This window comes from Pseudoalteromonas nigrifaciens (assembly GCF_002221505.1).
Lineage (GTDB): Bacteria > Pseudomonadota > Gammaproteobacteria > Enterobacterales > Alteromonadaceae > Pseudoalteromonas > Pseudoalteromonas nigrifaciens.
This window is the reverse complement of sequence record NZ_CP011036.1, coordinates 664371-680214: the sequence shown is the minus strand read 5'-3', so window position 1 is coordinate 680214 and position 15844 is coordinate 664371. Positions and strand designations below refer to the sequence as shown.

At 41.5% G+C, this 15844-nt stretch carries 11 protein-coding genes; 3 read left to right on the top strand and 8 right to left on the bottom strand.

All coding sequences use genetic code 11. From position 1 onward, the window contains the following. Positions 1-35 precede the first annotated feature (35 nt). Positions 36-2681, bottom strand: coding sequence for a DUF2339 domain-containing protein (locus PNIG_RS03195; RefSeq protein ID WP_089367792.1), 2646 nt, complete (start codon positions 2679-2681; stop codon positions 36-38). A 40-nt stretch (positions 2682-2721) separates the two neighbouring features. Beyond that, positions 2722-3306 (bottom strand): YqaA family protein, encoded by a 585-nt coding sequence (locus tag PNIG_RS03190; protein WP_011327283.1) that lies wholly within the window; start codon positions 3304-3306, stop codon positions 2722-2724. A 193-nt stretch (positions 3307-3499) separates the two neighbouring features. Between PNIG_RS03190 and PNIG_RS03185 the strand changes: the two genes are divergently transcribed. After that, the gene (locus PNIG_RS03185) at positions 3500-4750 is read left to right on the top strand and encodes a TMEM143 family protein (protein WP_089367791.1); all 1251 of its coding nucleotides are present in this window, start codon (positions 3500-3502) and stop codon (positions 4748-4750) included. Between the two features lie 83 nt (positions 4751-4833). On the opposite strand, the gene PNIG_RS03180 is transcribed toward PNIG_RS03185, so the two are convergent. The 4 genes from PNIG_RS03180 to PNIG_RS03165 all read right to left on the bottom strand — a co-directional run bounded on the left by PNIG_RS03180 (position 4834) and on the right by PNIG_RS03165 (position 10984). Next, positions 4834-7980 carry an efflux RND transporter permease subunit gene (locus PNIG_RS03180; RefSeq protein WP_089367790.1) on the bottom strand — a complete coding sequence of 1049 codons (3147 nt, stop codon included), beginning with the start codon at positions 7978-7980 and terminating at the stop codon, positions 4834-4836. Between the two features lie 8 nt (positions 7981-7988). Beyond that, the gene (locus PNIG_RS03175) at positions 7989-9236 is read right to left on the bottom strand and encodes an efflux RND transporter periplasmic adaptor subunit (RefSeq protein WP_089367789.1); all 1248 of its coding nucleotides are present in this window, start codon (positions 9234-9236) and stop codon (positions 7989-7991) included. Beyond that, complete coding sequence (locus tag PNIG_RS03170) at positions 9233-10498, bottom strand: TolC family protein (RefSeq protein WP_041454652.1); 1266 nt, start codon at positions 10496-10498, stop codon at positions 9233-9235. Before PNIG_RS03170 ends, PNIG_RS03175 begins: the two co-directional genes overlap by 4 nt. Before the next feature lie 165 nt (positions 10499-10663). After that, positions 10664-10984 carry a hypothetical protein gene (locus PNIG_RS03165; RefSeq protein WP_011327276.1) on the bottom strand — a complete coding sequence of 107 codons (321 nt, stop codon included), beginning with the start codon at positions 10982-10984 and terminating at the stop codon, positions 10664-10666. 97 nt (positions 10985-11081) lie between these two features. Here PNIG_RS03165 and PNIG_RS03160 point away from each other — a divergent pair, with 97 nt between their 5' ends. Then, positions 11082-11468 carry a Cd(II)/Pb(II)-responsive transcriptional regulator gene (locus PNIG_RS03160; RefSeq protein ID WP_011327275.1) on the top strand — a complete coding sequence of 129 codons (387 nt, stop codon included), beginning with the start codon at positions 11082-11084 and terminating at the stop codon, positions 11466-11468. A gap of 99 nt (positions 11469-11567) precedes the next feature. Here PNIG_RS03160 and ltrA read toward each other — a convergent pair whose 3' ends face one another. Together ltrA and PNIG_RS03150 are read right to left on the bottom strand one after the other, a co-directional pair. Continuing rightward, a complete protein-coding gene (gene ltrA, locus PNIG_RS03155; protein ID WP_089367769.1) occupies positions 11568-12842 on the bottom strand; it encodes a group II intron reverse transcriptase/maturase in 1275 nt (424 codons plus the stop codon). A 787-nt stretch (positions 12843-13629) separates the two neighbouring features. Then, positions 13630-14775 (bottom strand): iron-containing alcohol dehydrogenase, encoded by a 1146-nt coding sequence (locus PNIG_RS03150; protein WP_011327274.1) that lies wholly within the window; start codon positions 14773-14775, stop codon positions 13630-13632. A gap of 184 nt (positions 14776-14959) precedes the next feature. Between PNIG_RS03150 and PNIG_RS03145 the strand changes: the two genes are divergently transcribed. Continuing rightward, positions 14960-15844, top strand: coding sequence for an AraC family transcriptional regulator (locus tag PNIG_RS03145; protein ID WP_041454651.1), 885 nt, complete (start codon positions 14960-14962; stop codon positions 15842-15844).

Sequence of the window (15844 nt, the reverse complement as noted above, 5' to 3'; positions counted from 1 at the left end):
GGGCTGGGTTTTCCTTTACTTTATTTTATAAAGGCTTAAGCAAGGTTAGCGCGGCTTCTCAGCTTTTGAAACAACCAGCTAAGCCCGACTAAAGATAACCCTAATCCAATAAACGATATCGCTTTTAGTAAACCTGTTAAGTTTGCCATATCGATTAAAAATACTTTTAAAATAACCGCGGCCAATAAGCCTAAACCTACTTTTTGTATTAGTAGCTGATTTTTAAGATGGCCCACAATAACCGTACTTGCTCCCAGTACTAGCCAAATAATAGAATAGCTGTAAAGCTCAGCGTTACCTACCCCCTTAGATAAGTAAATATACGCCCCTTGCCAATATTGACGAATTAAACTGTTAATTGCCAAGAAGGTAAATATTCCCGCAATTGCGAGAACTATTGCAATTACCTTAGTATTTATAGCTTTGCTATTTATAGTTTTAAGTAACCTTGCTAACCACAAAGTTAACCCTGCAGGTACTAACCATAATAACAATAACCAGTTAAATATTGGCGTTGTACCAATATCTATTGCACTCAATAACGGATTGTCGTCAACTAAGGTTTTTAGTGCAAACACACCAGCTAAGCCCGCCAATGCAAAGCCGCCAATGCGATACAGTTTTGCTAAACTCCCTACTATTCGCGCGCGATATAAATACACACAACCTAACCCAAGCCAGTTACAAACCAGTAATACTTGCTCGTAAAAACTCAATGAATCAAATTGTGGATAATGCCCTACTAGCTGATAACTGGTTTCGGTGGTAATAAATAATGCCAAGCAATGCAGCGCTGCACCTTCTAGCCATAACTGCATTTTTGATGTGTTAAAACATCTTGCTGCAACATAAAATAGCACCGTACACAGCGGGTACACCACTATACTCCAGTGCAAACCAAAAATAGTAAGAGCCTCGTAACTTGGTGTCCACGGTGAGAAAGTTAGTCGCAATAATAATGCTGCCACCAGTGCTTTAATAGGCCAATGTGGCATAGGTATGCTGTGGCGTTTGATCAGCAAGCTAATCAATAACACTTGAATAGCCAGCGCTATGGTTAAGCCACTGTCGTTTAATAGCATAGTAATCGCGAGCGTAATATTAGCATTTGCTGCTATCCAGTAGGTAAAACGCTGATACAAACTAGCACTGTGCTGCGCACTTTTTATTAAAACAGCACTACCAACAAGTAATATAACTGCCCAAAGCGGATACGCTGTACTTAACGCTGAATTAGGAATAAGTGCGTATAACGTGGCTATCATTAAAAAGAAACTAAATGCGCCGGTAATATGAAATGCCAAGCGCTTAGGAAACTTACGACCAAAATAAAGGCCATAAGCAGTCAAAGTAAAACCTAGTATTAAACCTAGTCCATATTCTTGTTTAAATATAAACAAGGCATCATCAAAATCAAAAGTTTGCTGGGTACTGACTAAAACGACCAGGGCTATGACTAAACACACAGCTTGCCATAAATCCCAGCGGCTATTTTTTAATACTAAAAACAGCATTAGCACTAAAGTTATTAAGCTAAATATCTGAAACTGCGCGTCGAACCTATGCAATAGCATCATCAAAATAAACGGTGCGGTAAACACTAACATTAACGGGTGATCGGGCAGTACATTAATTAAACGCTTTAAGCTGTGCGGGCGAAACTCAATTAGTGTAAACCTTCCCCCTAAACGAGGGATAGCTACGAGGCCAATAATACTGGCGACTGCATAAACACCCAGTAACCAAATGGTGCTGCTTTCGAGTAAAACAAAACCCGCTAAGTACCAAAAAACATGCCCAGCCCAGAGTAAATACCACAGCCAAATACGCTGCACTTGGTGCGCCACTATGGCGGCAAATAAACTAACAAAGCCAACATACATAAATAAAGAAAATAAATTAACGCTATTACTACTAACCCAAATAGGCACGCTGTAGGCACCAATAATGCCCAAAACAGCAAGTAAAGGACCAAACTTAATTGCCATAACGCTTGCACTTAAAGCTATAATCGCCAATAGCACAAATGCAACAGTGGAGCTAAGCATGGCGTAGTTACTGTAAGCAAGTAAGGCTAACGCAAAGCAGGTAATAAAGCCGCCACTAGCAAGGGCTGCCGGAATATAATTATTAAACCCTTCAAATACAATGCGTTTATAATGTAAATACCCTGCAGCTGCTATTAAACCAAGGCCAAATAGTGCACCTAAACTCAACCGCATAACGGGCGAAAGTAACCCAGCTTCTAAGCTGTATTTTGCTAAAAAAATACCGCCAAACGCAAGCGCTATCGCGCCTATCCAGGTCATCCAGTTTTCTTCAAATCCTGCACGTAATTTATTAAATAATGTATGTAAAACGCTAGGTTTTTTAGGGAAGGTATTTGTTTTAGCTGTTTTAGTAACTGCAGCTTCATTGCCGCTTATAGCCGCAGTTTTTACCTGCGTTGAAACAGTTGCTGGTGTGCTTACTCGTGGTTGTGGTTGCGCTTGTGGTGGCGCTTGCTTACTAGCAAGCGGTGTTAATTGCTCTTGTTGCTGGAGTAAACTATTAACTTTAGCTGTTAACTGCACAACTTGTTGCCTTAAACTTTTAAGCTGTGTAAGTGCAATAAACCCGCAAATAGCGCCTGCTATTATCGCTAATATAAATAGCCCTACTAACCCAATCAACTCATCCATGGCATGCTCTTATTATTTTATTTAATATAAATTAGCGGTATTAAATTACCGTCGTTAACCACCATATACCGATTACAAAAACAGTTAAAGTAATCATGGCTTTAGTTTTATGTTTACTAATAAGTTGCTCGGCTTTATTACCGGCGTAATACACAACTACCGCTAAAGCAAAATATCGTATAGCACGCGAAATTGCGCTGGCTAATAAAAATAACCCGAGGGAATATTTAGTCGCCCCCGCTGCCAGCATGGCTATTTGAAATGGAATAGGCACTATGCCTAGCGTTATTACAAACCAGAAGCCTTGATTGTGCATTTGTTGTTTAACATTTTCAAACTGCTCGGGGCTTGAGAAACTATTAATAACCCAATCGCCAACTGCATCAAATAAGTAATAACCCAGCGCATAACCAAATAACGCCCCCACAATACATCCCAAAGTGGCCATTAAAGCAATAAGCCATAATTTTTCACGACGCGCTTGCATTAAGGGTACTAAAACAGCTTCAAGCGGAATAGGTACTATGGTCGACTCTAAAAACGACGCCACGGTAATGCCACTGAGCATATGTTTAGATTCAATAAAATTACGTGTTTTTTGTTTAAGCTTTTTTTGAATCGCCATAATAACTCCCTTTCATTGTGAATAAAACGCGATTTCAGATGCTTTATCATTACATACTTAAGTTAATCTAGACTGAAAATATAAACCGTTAGTTATAAAACACTTTAATTATTAACAAATTGGTAATAGCTACGGCGATCTTTTATTATTGAGTTATATCATTGAATTTACTTATCACAGTAGTTATTAATTTATGCAAAGTGCGCGTTTTATTCCCTTTAGAAAGCAAGATATTGTTGATATGTGTAGCGAAGAGCTCAATAACAGCACACAACAAACATCGTTTAAACAGTTTTGTGATTTACTAGCTAGCCTTATTCATTACGATTACCACGCAACACTTGAGGCACTTAAAAACAATTATGCACCATTTGATCCCAACAGTGACACGCGATCGTTAGCCCCCGTATCGGCTGATCAAAAAGCACAGTGCCAAAGTGAGTTTGCTAAAGACTTTGCCAAGGTACTTAACGCCGCTAATTTTGAAGTAATCACCAATGAAGACTTACAAGAGGCATTAAACGAAGAATCACTATTTAAAGTGCGCCTTGAAGTTGAATTTGACGACTTTGAAGAAGTGGTATTTTATCGCCGTGGCGAGTCGCAGCTCACTGAAACGATTACCAGCTTTTGGGGCTTGCGTAAAAAGCCGCTGCATTTTACTAATTACGATCGTGTTGCGGTGTTTATTCGCTTTAAAGATAGCGCTTATTTTGAAGCTAAAAACAAAACGCCACTGGGATTTGAGCCAAGCTCAACCATAGTAAAGTTGTTTCAAAATGTGCCTAAGGCCGATCTCGAAATGCTATTTCCTAATAGCGAAGTACGCATGCGCCCTATCGATAAGGTCATTATTGGATCGTCTGCTTTAGTTGGCGGTGCGGTGGTACTTATTACTAAATTGGGCGCATCAATCGTATTATTGCTTGCTCTGTTTGCTTTTTGGGGTGGTTTTAGAAGTGAAGCTGTAGAAATGACCCAACAACACTTTATTACCTTTGCTATCGGTATGGGCGTGTTTGGCAGCTTTATTTTTAAAGAATGGAGTAAGTTTAAAAACCGCAAAATAAAATTTATGAAAGCCCTAAGCGATAACCTCTACTTTAAAAACCTCGATAACAACGCGGGCGTATTTCACACGCTTATTGATGCCGCCGAAGAAGAAGACATAAAAGAAGCCTTGCTGGCGTATACCTTTTTACTAAAATCTGAAAGCGGATTAAGCGCACAAATGCTTGATGAGCAAATAGAGCATTGGTTTAAAAGCAAATACCAGTGCGTTCTTGATTTTGAAATTAGCGACGCGCTTGAAAAGCTGGTACGTATGCGTTTGGTAACGTGTAGTAACGAAATAGAAGGTAATGAAGTGTATAGCGCGCTGAGTTTAGAACACGCAAAAACCATTTTGGATGAGCGCTGGGATAATCTTTTTCAATATAATTAATGTAGTATTTTTACTAAATAATACTCAAAAAGAGCAGCTGTAAATACAGCTGCTCTTTTGATCAAGCTTTAAATAGCGAGTACTTAAGCTAACTCAGCTTTTGCTTTTTTAGTAAATTTAGAATGCACTAACTTATAAAGCGCAGGCAATATTAATAGTGTTAGTAGAGTTGATGAAATAATTCCGCCAACCACTACCGTTGCTAAAGGTTTTTGCACTTCAGAACCCGTCCCCGAATTAAGCGCCATAGGTATAAAGCCTAAACTTGCCACCAGCGCCGTCATCAGTACTGGGCGCAGGCGCTGTAATGCGCCGCTGTGAATTGCATCAAACAAACTTAAACCATCGCTTCGTAACTGCTTAATGAACGACAGCATAACCACGCCGTTTAATACCGCTACACCACTTAGGGCAATAAAGCCGACACCTGCTGAAATTGAAAGCGGCATATCGCGCAGCAATAACGCAAGTACACCACCCGTTAATGCCAGTGGCACACCACTAAATATAATCAATGAATCTCGAAGCGATCCAAAGGCGCTATAAAGTAAGCCAAATATAAGCAGTAAAGTGACCGGCACAACTAATGATAACCGCTTACTTGCCGATTGTAGCTGCTCAAACGTGCCGCCATATTCAAGCCAATAGCCACTTGGTAAGTTAAGTGATTCATTCATGCTCGCTTGCGCATCACTTACAAAGCTTGCTAAATCGCGCCCCTCTACATTGGCAGTTACCACTACGTTGCGCTTACCACTTTCGCGGTTTATTTGATTAGGCCCTTTTTCAATGCTGATTGTCGCTACTTCGCCAAGCGGTACAAATGCAAGTTCTGGGTTGCTATCTTTAGGTAAAGCAACTGGCAAACGGGCAAGTGCTGATACATCGCTCGACCAACGCTTATCAAGGCGCACTAATAACGAAAAGCGTTTATCGCCCTCAAAAATTAGCCCGGTTTGCACACCACCAACAGCGGCGGCAAGTGTTTGTTGAATGTCGTTTACACTTAAGCCTAATAACGCCATGTGGTCGCGCATTGGTGTTACCGAAAGTGTTGGCAATCCTTCCATTTGCTCCAAACGTACATCGGTAGCGCCTGCAATATTACGCATTAGCCCTGTAGCTTTTTCGCCAAACTCTTTAAGTACGCTTAAGTCGTCACCGTAAATACGCAGTGCTACATCGGCGCGCACACCAGCAATTAACTCGTTAAAGCGCATTTCTATTGGTTGTGTGAATTCGTAATTATTACCGGGCACATCGTTAACACGAGTACGAATTTGCTGAACCAACTCTTCTTTATTGAGTGCTGGATTTGGCCATTGTTTTTGAGGTTTTAACATTAAAAAAGTATCGGCTACGTTTGGCGGCATAGGATCGCTTGCCACGTCAGCAGTACCAATTTTTGAAAAAACGTTAGCGACTTCGGGTTGCTTTAAAATGGCTTGTTCAAGCTCTTTTTGCATTTGTACCGATTGCTCAATACCGGTGCCAGTAATGCGCAGCGCATGCATAGCAATATCGCCCTCATCAAGCTGCGGTAAAAATTCTGCCCCCATATTTTTAACTTTAAAACCAAGTACCAATACTAATGCAGTAGCAATACCCACCATAAGCCACGGTAATTTAAGCGATATACCAAGTAATGGCTTATACACTTTTTTAACGCCGCGCATGACTGCGTTTTCGGTTTCATTAACCTTACCGCGAACAAATACCGCAATAGCAGCAGGTACAAAGGTAACGCCAAATATAAGCGCGCCTATTAATGCAGCAACTACAGTAAACGCCATTGGCTGAAACATTTTGCCTTCAACGCCGCTTAGTGCAAATAAAGGTAAGTAAACCAGCATAATAATAACAATACCAAATACAGCCGGTGTAAATACTTCTTTGGTGGCGGCGGTCACTACATTTAGACGCTCATTTAAGGTAAGTAGCCTGCCATGTTTATGCTGAGCTACACCGAGTTGGCGCAGGCAGTTTTCAACAACAATTACAGCGCCATCAACAATTAAACCAAAGTCGATTGCACCTAAGCTCATTAGGTTACCCGATACGCGATTACCCACCATACCTGTAACGGCAAACAACATACTCAACGGAATAACCATTGCCGTAATTAGCGCGCCCGTTACATTACCCAGCAGTAATAGCAAAACTACTATCACTAAAACGGCACCTTCAAATAAGTTGGTTTGCACAGTTGCTATGGTTTTATCAACAAGCGTAGTACGGTCGTAAACCGCTTCAACAATAACGCCAGCGGGTAAGCTTTTTTGCACATCAACTAACTTATCAGCCATAGCTTTTGCCACCACGCGGCTGTTTTCGCCAATGAGCATCATGGCGGTGCCTAGCACGGTTTCTTCGCCGTTATAAGTCGCCGCACCGGTTCTAAGCTCTTTACCTAAAAGCACGTTAGCCACATCTTTAATGCGTACAGGTGCGTCGTCGCGCTTAGCAACAACGGTATTGGCTATGTCTTCTAGCGTTTTAAGCTGCCCTGGCGAGCGTACTAAATATTGCCCATCAAAGCGCTCAATATAGCCTGCGCCTCGGTTACTGTTATTAACCTCAAGTGCACTAATCACATCGCTAATAGTAAGCTTATAGGCAATGAGTTTTTCGGGCACTGGCGCTACTTGGTATTGACGCTCAAAACCACCTTGGCTGTTTATTTCGGTTACGCCTTTTACTTTTAAAAGCTGCGGACGAATAACCCAATCTTGCAAAGTACGTAAGTCTTCTGCGTTATATGGCGTGCCATCGTCTTTTAACGTATTAGGCTCTGTATGCACAGAGTAAGTAAAAATCTCCCCTAGGCCGCTAGCAATTGGTCCTAAGTTTGGCTCAATATTGGCTGGCAAGTCTGAGCGAATACTTTGAATACGCTCACCTATTTGCTGGCGCGCCCAATAAATATCGGTGCCTTCATCAAAAATAACCGTTACTTGCGAAAGCCCATAACGCGAAAGCGAACGGGTATAATCAAGCTTAGGTATGCCCGCCATGGCGGTTTCTACCAAATAAGTAATGCGTTGCTCTACCTCTAATGGCGTAAACCCCTGCGCTTTGGTATTAATTTGCACTTGTACGTTTGTTATATCGGGTACTGCGTCTACTGCTAAATTTTGAATGTTGTATACACCAAATCCAGCAAATAAAAATGTAAGCGCAAGCACCAGCATGCGGCGTTTAACCGCAAAAGAAACTATCCAATTAATCATGGTGCCTCCTAGTGAGCGTGGCTTGCGCCGCTTTTTAAAATATCAGCTTTAATGACATAACTATTGTCTGTTACGTATTCGCTACCTGCGTTTAAGCCTGTAAGTACTTCTACCCACTCGCTATTTTTTGCACCTAAGGTAACGGGGCGCACTTCAAATACATTATTTTTACGAACAAACACACTGGGTTGACCGTTAAATTCTTGAATTGCTTGTGGCTTTACACGCACGCTGGCATTTATTTTAGCCACACTTACATCGCTATTTATATGCATGCCTGGGCGCCAATGCCCGTCTGGGTTATTAAGCTCTATACGTGCACGGGCTATGTGCCCTCCAGTCATCATTGGGGCTATAAAAAACACTTTGCCTTGCGTATTTAAATGATGATGTAAGTCGTACACTTTAGCGCTTTGCCCTATGGCTAGCTTTTCAATGTTTTCGGGAAAAGCCGACAGCTCAACCCATACTTTATCAAGGTTAACTACTTGCATAAGTGCGCTGGTGCTTGCAAGCTCACCACGCTTTAAATATTGCTCAGTTACAACGCCACTAATAGGGCTTTTAATGGTGTAGTTTTGTAGTGTTTCGCGGTTAGTGATACTTACAAGCACCTCGCCTTTTTTAACGCTTTGGCCAATGCTTACAAAAATATCGCTGATCAATCCTGTATACGGCGCCATTACTTCTACTGTGCCGTGCTGGGTTGGCGCAATAACACCAAAAAGCGTGTCGGTAATATCTACCTCACCACTTTGCGCTATCTCAGTTTTAATACCTGCGCGCTCAATAGCTCGCTCTGTTAACGTGGTACGGCCTTCGTGTTGCTCGTACTCATAGCTAATACTCTCACCGTTATAATTAGCAGTAACGGCAAGTACAAATGAATGCGGTTCGTTAATTGATTGCGTGCTTACAAGGTAGTCGCCCTCAGCTGAAAACTGTATATTTTGCGGCGCTTCAACTAATCGTTTTAAACTCATTGTTATGTTTAAATCACTTATATTAATTGGCTTGCTTTGCTTGTAAGCGTATATACGCAGCTCAACATTACCGGCAAATTCTTGTAATTTAAGTTCAAGAGTTAACTTAGGATCAACTAATAAAAAACCACCGTGTGGACCTTGCTTTTGCTCGTGTTGTTCTGTTTCTTTATGACCTGACTCGCCATGCTCAGCAGAGGCAAATACATCTGTGCTTAACACGCTGCCAGCAAGTGAAAGTGATACTAATAATGCAATTATATTTTTATTCATGATTGGTAAGTCTCAATTAAAGATTGGCCAGTTAAACGCTCAAGAGTAAGTAGCACTTGGTACAGCTCTGCGTGGGTTGCAATGAGTGCGCGTTTAGAGTCAAAGTGTGCTTGCTGGGCATCGAGCAACTGCAACACCGAAATTTGCCCGCGTTGATAGCTGTTTAAGCTTTGCTCAATCAATGTTTGTGTCTGAGGAATTATTTGCTTATTTAATAACGTGGCTTGATTTGCTATCCCTTGATAATAAGCATACAGAGTACGTACTTGCTGGCGTAACTGAACTCGCAACTGCCCTTGCTGCTGGTTTAAAAGCGCAAGTTCACTTGCTGCTGCAGCAATATTACCGCTATTAGCATTACTGATTTGCAGTGGCATAGAAAACGAAAACAACAATGAGCTAGAGTCATTTTTTTGGTTGTAACGCACACCACCACCTACATTAATATCGCTTTGCCCATTGGCTTTTTGCAGCGCTAAGTTAGCCGTTTGCTGTATATATTGCTGCTGAAGTAAGGCAAATTCAGGTGCTAAATTTACCGCATCTAAAAGCGCTTGCTGTGACTTAAGCGGCGTGATGACGTTAATATTTCCCGCTAAAAAAGCACTACTTTGCTCATCAATCCAAAGCTCATTAAGTAATAAACGCGCGCGCTCAAACTCACTTGTTAGCTTTACTTGCTCAAGCTCTACTTGGCTAAGTGCATAACGCATACGACTTACATCGGCTTGCGATACAGCCCCGGCATTTGCTCTTTGCTCAATTGTTTTGAGCGCCTGTGTTACAACGCTTTTTCGCTCAACATTTAATGCTAATAAGGTTTGAAATTTAAGTGCGCTATAGTAACGCTCTGCGGTGGTAGCTAATAACGCTAAACGAGTATTTTGATACTGTATAGCCTGCGCTTTAATATTTGCAGTAGCAAAACCTACTCTACTTTGGCGTTTATCGCCCAGCTCAATAAGTTGGCTAAGCCCGAGCGTTATTTCAGCGCCTTTTACGCCACGCGCATCATTGGTGCCTAACACGTTTTCAACCGCAACACTAAGCACAGGGTTTGGCGAAAGTGTGGCTTGTGATTTAAGCGCGCTCAATATTTTTTGATGATAGGGGTAGCGTTTTAATATCGGATTTTGTTGCTCGGTATTACTCAGTGCTTGCTTAAGCGTGAGTATATTTTCACTGGCACTAACATTAGCCAGCGCATTAAATACCGGCAGCACGCAAAGTAGTGCCACCAGCATAATTGGTTTTTTATTCATATAGCTTGTCCGTTTTTTAACAAACAGGGTTAACTTACAAAATAATTTAAAATTAAAAATCGCAATGTAAATTTGTAAGCAACCTAAATATGCATATAACACAGCCTATATAGCGTCTAAACGCAGGCAGTAAAATGCACCATATTTTATTAAGGTAAATTAAAACTAGCTAAGTGAAATAGGAGGGCGCGACATAGGTGGATAAATTAATCCACAATAGCGTACAGGTAACGCGGGGTTACTCTGCTCAGGGCTGATTGAATGATTTACTGTACTGTAATAGCCACTATGACAATGTTGGTGGGCATGAATTTCGGCAGAGGCTTGAGCCTCATTTTGGCTACCATCGGCAGTTATATTACTTTGTAACTGCGCGCTGGTTATGTGATCCACGTCTTCTTGTAAATGATACGCAGCACCATCACAGCTAATAAAGCTGTGTACAAGTACTAAAAGTATCACTATTAAAAAACGCTTTGAATGCATTGTCTGCCTACAAACTCTAAAAAGAAGTCCCTTCTAAATACTTGAATATAAAAGGAGTCAGCAGCATAATAAACCTTCTAGTTACTGGAAGGTCAATATGCAAATCAAGCAACTTGCTCACTTAGTTAATATTAATGCAAAAACAATTCGCTATTACGAACAAATAAACCTTATTCCTGCTCCAAAAAGAGAGAGCAACGGCTATAGAACCTACACCCAAGCAGATACAGAGCGTCTTATTTTTATTCGACGCTGTCGCGATTTACAAATTCCAATAGACGATATTAAAACTCTACTTGTTGCGCAATCATACGGCGATAAATCGTGTGTTGAGGTTGACGATATTATCGAAAACCAATTAATTAAAGTACGAGCGGCACAAAAAGAACTTAAAAAGCTCGAGGTATCGCTTGCCAGCTTATTAACTAACTGCACCGCAAATACTATAAACGACTGCCAAATAATAAAAGAATTAAATAGTTAATACATATATCGAGTAGGGTGAGGCTTTTGCCTCATCCCTCTCACAGAACCGTACGTACGGGCCTCGTATACGGCTCCTGTATTCTTCTATCCCTTCGGCTTATTTTCTAAACGCCGATTGAGCAAGCCATCCTGTACTTACTTTTTCCATTGAATATAAACCTTGCTCCTCAAACCATTGGTTTGGCATCGCTACATTCGATAATGGACTTAGAGAGTTTCGCCATGAGTTCATTTTGATGAACTTAAATGGCGGCTTTTTCCCTAATTGTTTTAGTCGCTTATGCAACCTCGCTGGGTTTTTCCACAACCTTAACTGAATTGCCCTTAATCGTCGTCTCACCCACCTTGCCAACAAATTTAGCACTCGTTTACAATTGGCTATACTGAAATAATTTACAAAGCCGCGCACCACTGGATTGAGTCTTTTTATTACTTCAATTAAGTTCATGCCACTATTTCGCTTTGTTAATCGTTTAACTCTTTGTTTAAAGCCTTTGAGTTTTGTGGCTTTGGTACGCGTCCAATTACTGCCTATCTCCCCTCCCAAAAATTTTACGCCTTCACTACTATGCGCTATGTGCGTTTTCTTTTCGTTGACTGTTAACTTTAAGCCTTTTTCGAGTATCTGAGTCGCTACTGTGAGTGCATTCTTGGCTGCTTTTTCTGTGCAGCATAAGATCAATATGTCGTCGGCGTACCTCACTATTCTGTGATTTCGCTTTTTCATTTCTTGATCAAATGCATCTAGGTAGATATTCGCCAACAGTGGACTGATAACACCACCTTGTGGACTTCCTAGCTCACTCGCTTCCCAATTATTGCCTATCATTACTCCGCTTTTTAAAAACTGTTTGAGCAGTTTTAAGATGCTACCGTCTGTCACTTTGCTTTTGACGCTGCTTATGATCAAGTCGTGATCGAGTAGGTCAAAACACTTCGACAGATCCATATCAACCACCCACTCACGGTGATATTTACGAATAAATACCGTGGCTTTGCTGATGGCGTCATGACAACTTCGTTTCGGCCTGTACCCATAACTTGATGGGTGAAAGTCGATGTCGAAGAGCGGTTGGAGAATGTTCAATAGTGTTTGTTGTACTATGCGGTCGCGAACTGTTGGAATTCCCAGCAGTCTCACACCACCATCATCTTTCGGTATTTCTATCCGTTTGACTGGCTGTGCGCGATACTGCTTGCTTTGCAGTTCACCTTGCAGTTGTTTCAAGTTTTCTTCTAAATTCAAGGCGAACGCGGCTATGGACTGCCTATCTATTCCGGCCGCTCCTTTCGCTGCTTTCACTTTTTTGAATCCCTTGTACAGGTTATTAATATCTAATAATTGCCCATACAAGCTGTAGTAAACTGTCATCAATTGCCTTTGCTTACGGTATGTCTGTCGTTTCACATTGATGTATAGTGGTGTTCTTCATGAGGACATTAGGTGTGCTAGCCGAATGGCAATCTGCCTAAGTGGTCGCTCATTACTCCCATGCTCGGCCTTCAGTTCTCAGCGTCCACATTCCTGCTTAGCCGTCATCTCTTGCCTATTTCCGTCGAAATACATGTGAGCCTATACGTCGATACTCCTGATTTTCATACACTTAAAGAATACTTCCCCCCTTCGCAATCAATTAAAACTTTTGATTAAAATTGACCCTATCAAACATTCTGTTGATAGTCGGCTTGGTTTTGTCCTCCACACCATTACTGGCTTTCATCGGCCTAGCCTTACTCACTACTACGGGTTCATCTGCCACCTCACACCGACGTTAAACCTTGGGTTTCCCCTTGAGTTTAGGCCACTTATTTACACTAAGTTTAGATGCCAGGCTTCCCCAGTTACTGCACTGGCTCCCTGTTAGAAATCCCACCCTCAAGCACAGTATTGGTCTGACTAAGTATAGGGCGTTGCGCTATTTTGCACGCTGACCCACCAATACTGCCGAAACAGGTTACGGTTAGTTGTGTACCTCTAACTTCTTATGGCTTCCTTCAGACCCCACCGTTGGCCAGTGACGCCCTTGCCATTCAGATTATCTTCCCCTTAGTCAGGGTAATAAGGCATCTTTCAGCCTATCGGGTTTGCCAGCTTCGCTGGGCAAACAAAAAAACCGCTAACCTGTAAGGCTAGCGGTTTTTATTAATAACACTTTAAATTAAGCGACTGCTTGTTCTAAAATTTCACGACTTTCTTTTAGCGTGATTGCTTGGTTTTCACCAAGGGCAAGCATGCCATGCGCTTCAAGTTTGCCAATAATATTGTCAATCGCTGCTGCTTTATCTTCACCATGTTCAGTAAGCTGCGTAGCTACATCAAGGCTATGGTAAAACGCTTCAATTGCTTGAATTGTTAGCTCTGCTAAATCGTCTGATTGTGCAAGGCCAAATACGTTTTTACCCATTTGCTCAAGTTTTGCTTTTTTAACTGCAAATTGATTGCGTAGTAAAGAAGGCTGAACTATTGCAAGCGAACGTGCATGGTCAACACCGTATGCAGCTGTAAGTTCGTGACCAATCATGTGGGTTGCCCAATCTTGCGATACGCCAGAACCAATCAAACCGTTTAATGCTTGATTCGCTGACCACATAAGATTTGCACGCCATGCGTCATCTTGGTTTTCAAAGTTATCGCCAAGTACTTTAAGTGCTTTAAGCAATGCTTCAGCGTAACCATCTTGTACTAATGCACCTTCAGGGAACGTTAAGTACTGCTCACAGGTATGCACCCATGCGTCTACTAAACCATTTACAAGTTGACGCTGTGGTAATGTTTTCATTACATCAGGGTCCATAATCGCAAATTTAGGTTGTACTGCTGGTGACATAAACGGAAGTTTTTGTTTTGTAGCAGCTTTGCTTACTACTGAGCCTTGGTTAGACTCTGAGCCAGTAGCTGGTAATGTAAGTACTGCACCAATTGGTAATGCGCTAGTTACTTTATGCTTACCAGTAGGAATATCCCAGCCTTCGCCATCGTATACTGCTGAAGCTGCAATGTATTTAACGCCGTCAATTACTGAGCCGCCGCCAACACCTAGTACAAAGTCGATGTCTTGTTCTTTACAGATTTTTACTGCTTGATCTAGTACTTCAATTGTTGGGTTAGCGCCAACGCCCGAAAACTCTACCCAATCAAAACCTTCAAGTGCTGCTGCAACTTGGTCGTATACGCCGTTCTTTTTAATTGATCCGCCGCCGTACACAACTAGTACTTTTTGATCTTTTGCGATCAAATCAGTTAGTGAGGCTATTTGTTGTTGGCCAAATTGAATTAGTGTTGGATTTACGTAGCTAAATTTCATTATTTTATCCTAGGGTGACGATTAAATATGGTTCAACTTACTTAGTTACTAACTAAGTAAATTTTCAATGAGTGCATATTACTGGCAAAACAAACATAAAAAAAGCCCAATAACGCGCAAAAGCTTGCCTAAAACTATCAACATTGTTATTTTACGTAAAAGTCAGCCATGTAAAGATGCTTTTATGTCCACCATTGCCAATATGTTGCAGCAGTACGCAGAACAAAATCAGTTACTCAGTTTTGAAGGCACGATGGAAACCATTATTACTGGGGTTTATTTTCATCGCGCCAGTAAAAGCTCGCCGCGACAGCCGCTTATTTATAACTCTGGGATTATTGTGGTCGGGCAAGGGCATAAAGTAATTCATTTTACAGATCATAAAATACAATATGGTGCGGGGGATTATTTAGTATTGGGCGTTCCTGTACCGCTAGAGTGCGAAGCCTTTACTGATGGCGACTTACCAGTGCTTGGGATTGCTGTTGATATTAACCCTGCGTTATTGCACAAACTCGTTAACCAAATGACTGAGCATAAACAATTTGCTCTGCCACCAACATGCGGGCAAATGAGTGGCGTGCAATCGGCTAAACTCGATAACGCGATGGAGCTGGTAACTAAGCGTTTATTAACCGTGTTAAATAACCCACTTGAAGCACAAGTATTTGGCGAAGATATAGTAAAAGAATTAGTATACCGTGTACTTTGCGGCCCCCAAGGACATACCTTGTTTGGCCTTGCTATGCACGACGGCCACTATGCACGTATAGCGCGCACACTGTCTATTATGCATAGTAATTATGCCAACCCCATCACAGTAGAAGGGTTAGCAGAGGACGTAAATATGAGCATTTCGTCGTTTCATCGCGCCTTTAAACAAGTGACTTTTGAGTCGCCGTTACAATATTTAAAAAAGCTGCGTTTAGCCAAAGCAAAAGCACTTATAACCGCCAGTGGCAGCAAAGCCAACGAAGCCGCATTAAAAGTAGGCTATACCAGCCCATCGCAATTTAGCCGAGAATTTAAACGCCACTTTAATAAAACACCAAAAGAAATGTTACTCTAA

Excerpts from the sequence above, each read along its gene's own strand:
- PNIG_RS03195 (WP_089367792.1), bottom strand. The coding sequence starts at position 2,681 with ATGGATGAGTTGATTGGGTTAGTAGGGCTATTTATATTAGCGATAATA.
- PNIG_RS03190 (WP_011327283.1), bottom strand. The coding sequence starts at position 3,306 with ATGGCGATTCAAAAAAAGCTTAAACAAAAAACACGTAATTTTATTGAA.
- PNIG_RS03185 (WP_089367791.1), top strand. The coding sequence starts at position 3,500 with ATGCAAAGTGCGCGTTTTATTCCCTTTAGAAAGCAAGATATTGTTGAT.
- PNIG_RS03180 (WP_089367790.1), bottom strand. The coding sequence starts at position 7,980 with ATGATTAATTGGATAGTTTCTTTTGCGGTTAAACGCCGCATGCTGGTG.
- PNIG_RS03175 (WP_089367789.1), bottom strand. The coding sequence starts at position 9,236 with ATGAATAAAAATATAATTGCATTATTAGTATCACTTTCACTTGCTGGC.
- PNIG_RS03170 (WP_041454652.1), bottom strand. The coding sequence starts at position 10,498 with ATGAATAAAAAACCAATTATGCTGGTGGCACTACTTTGCGTGCTGCCG.
- PNIG_RS03165 (WP_011327276.1), bottom strand. The coding sequence starts at position 10,984 with ATGCATTCAAAGCGTTTTTTAATAGTGATACTTTTAGTACTTGTACAC.
- PNIG_RS03160 (WP_011327275.1), top strand. The coding sequence starts at position 11,082 with ATGCAAATCAAGCAACTTGCTCACTTAGTTAATATTAATGCAAAAACA.
- ltrA (WP_089367769.1), bottom strand. The coding sequence starts at position 12,842 with ATGACAGTTTACTACAGCTTGTATGGGCAATTATTAGATATTAATAAC.
- PNIG_RS03150 (WP_011327274.1), bottom strand. The coding sequence starts at position 14,775 with ATGAAATTTAGCTACGTAAATCCAACACTAATTCAATTTGGCCAACAA.
- PNIG_RS03145 (WP_041454651.1), top strand. The coding sequence starts at position 14,960 with ATGTCCACCATTGCCAATATGTTGCAGCAGTACGCAGAACAAAATCAG.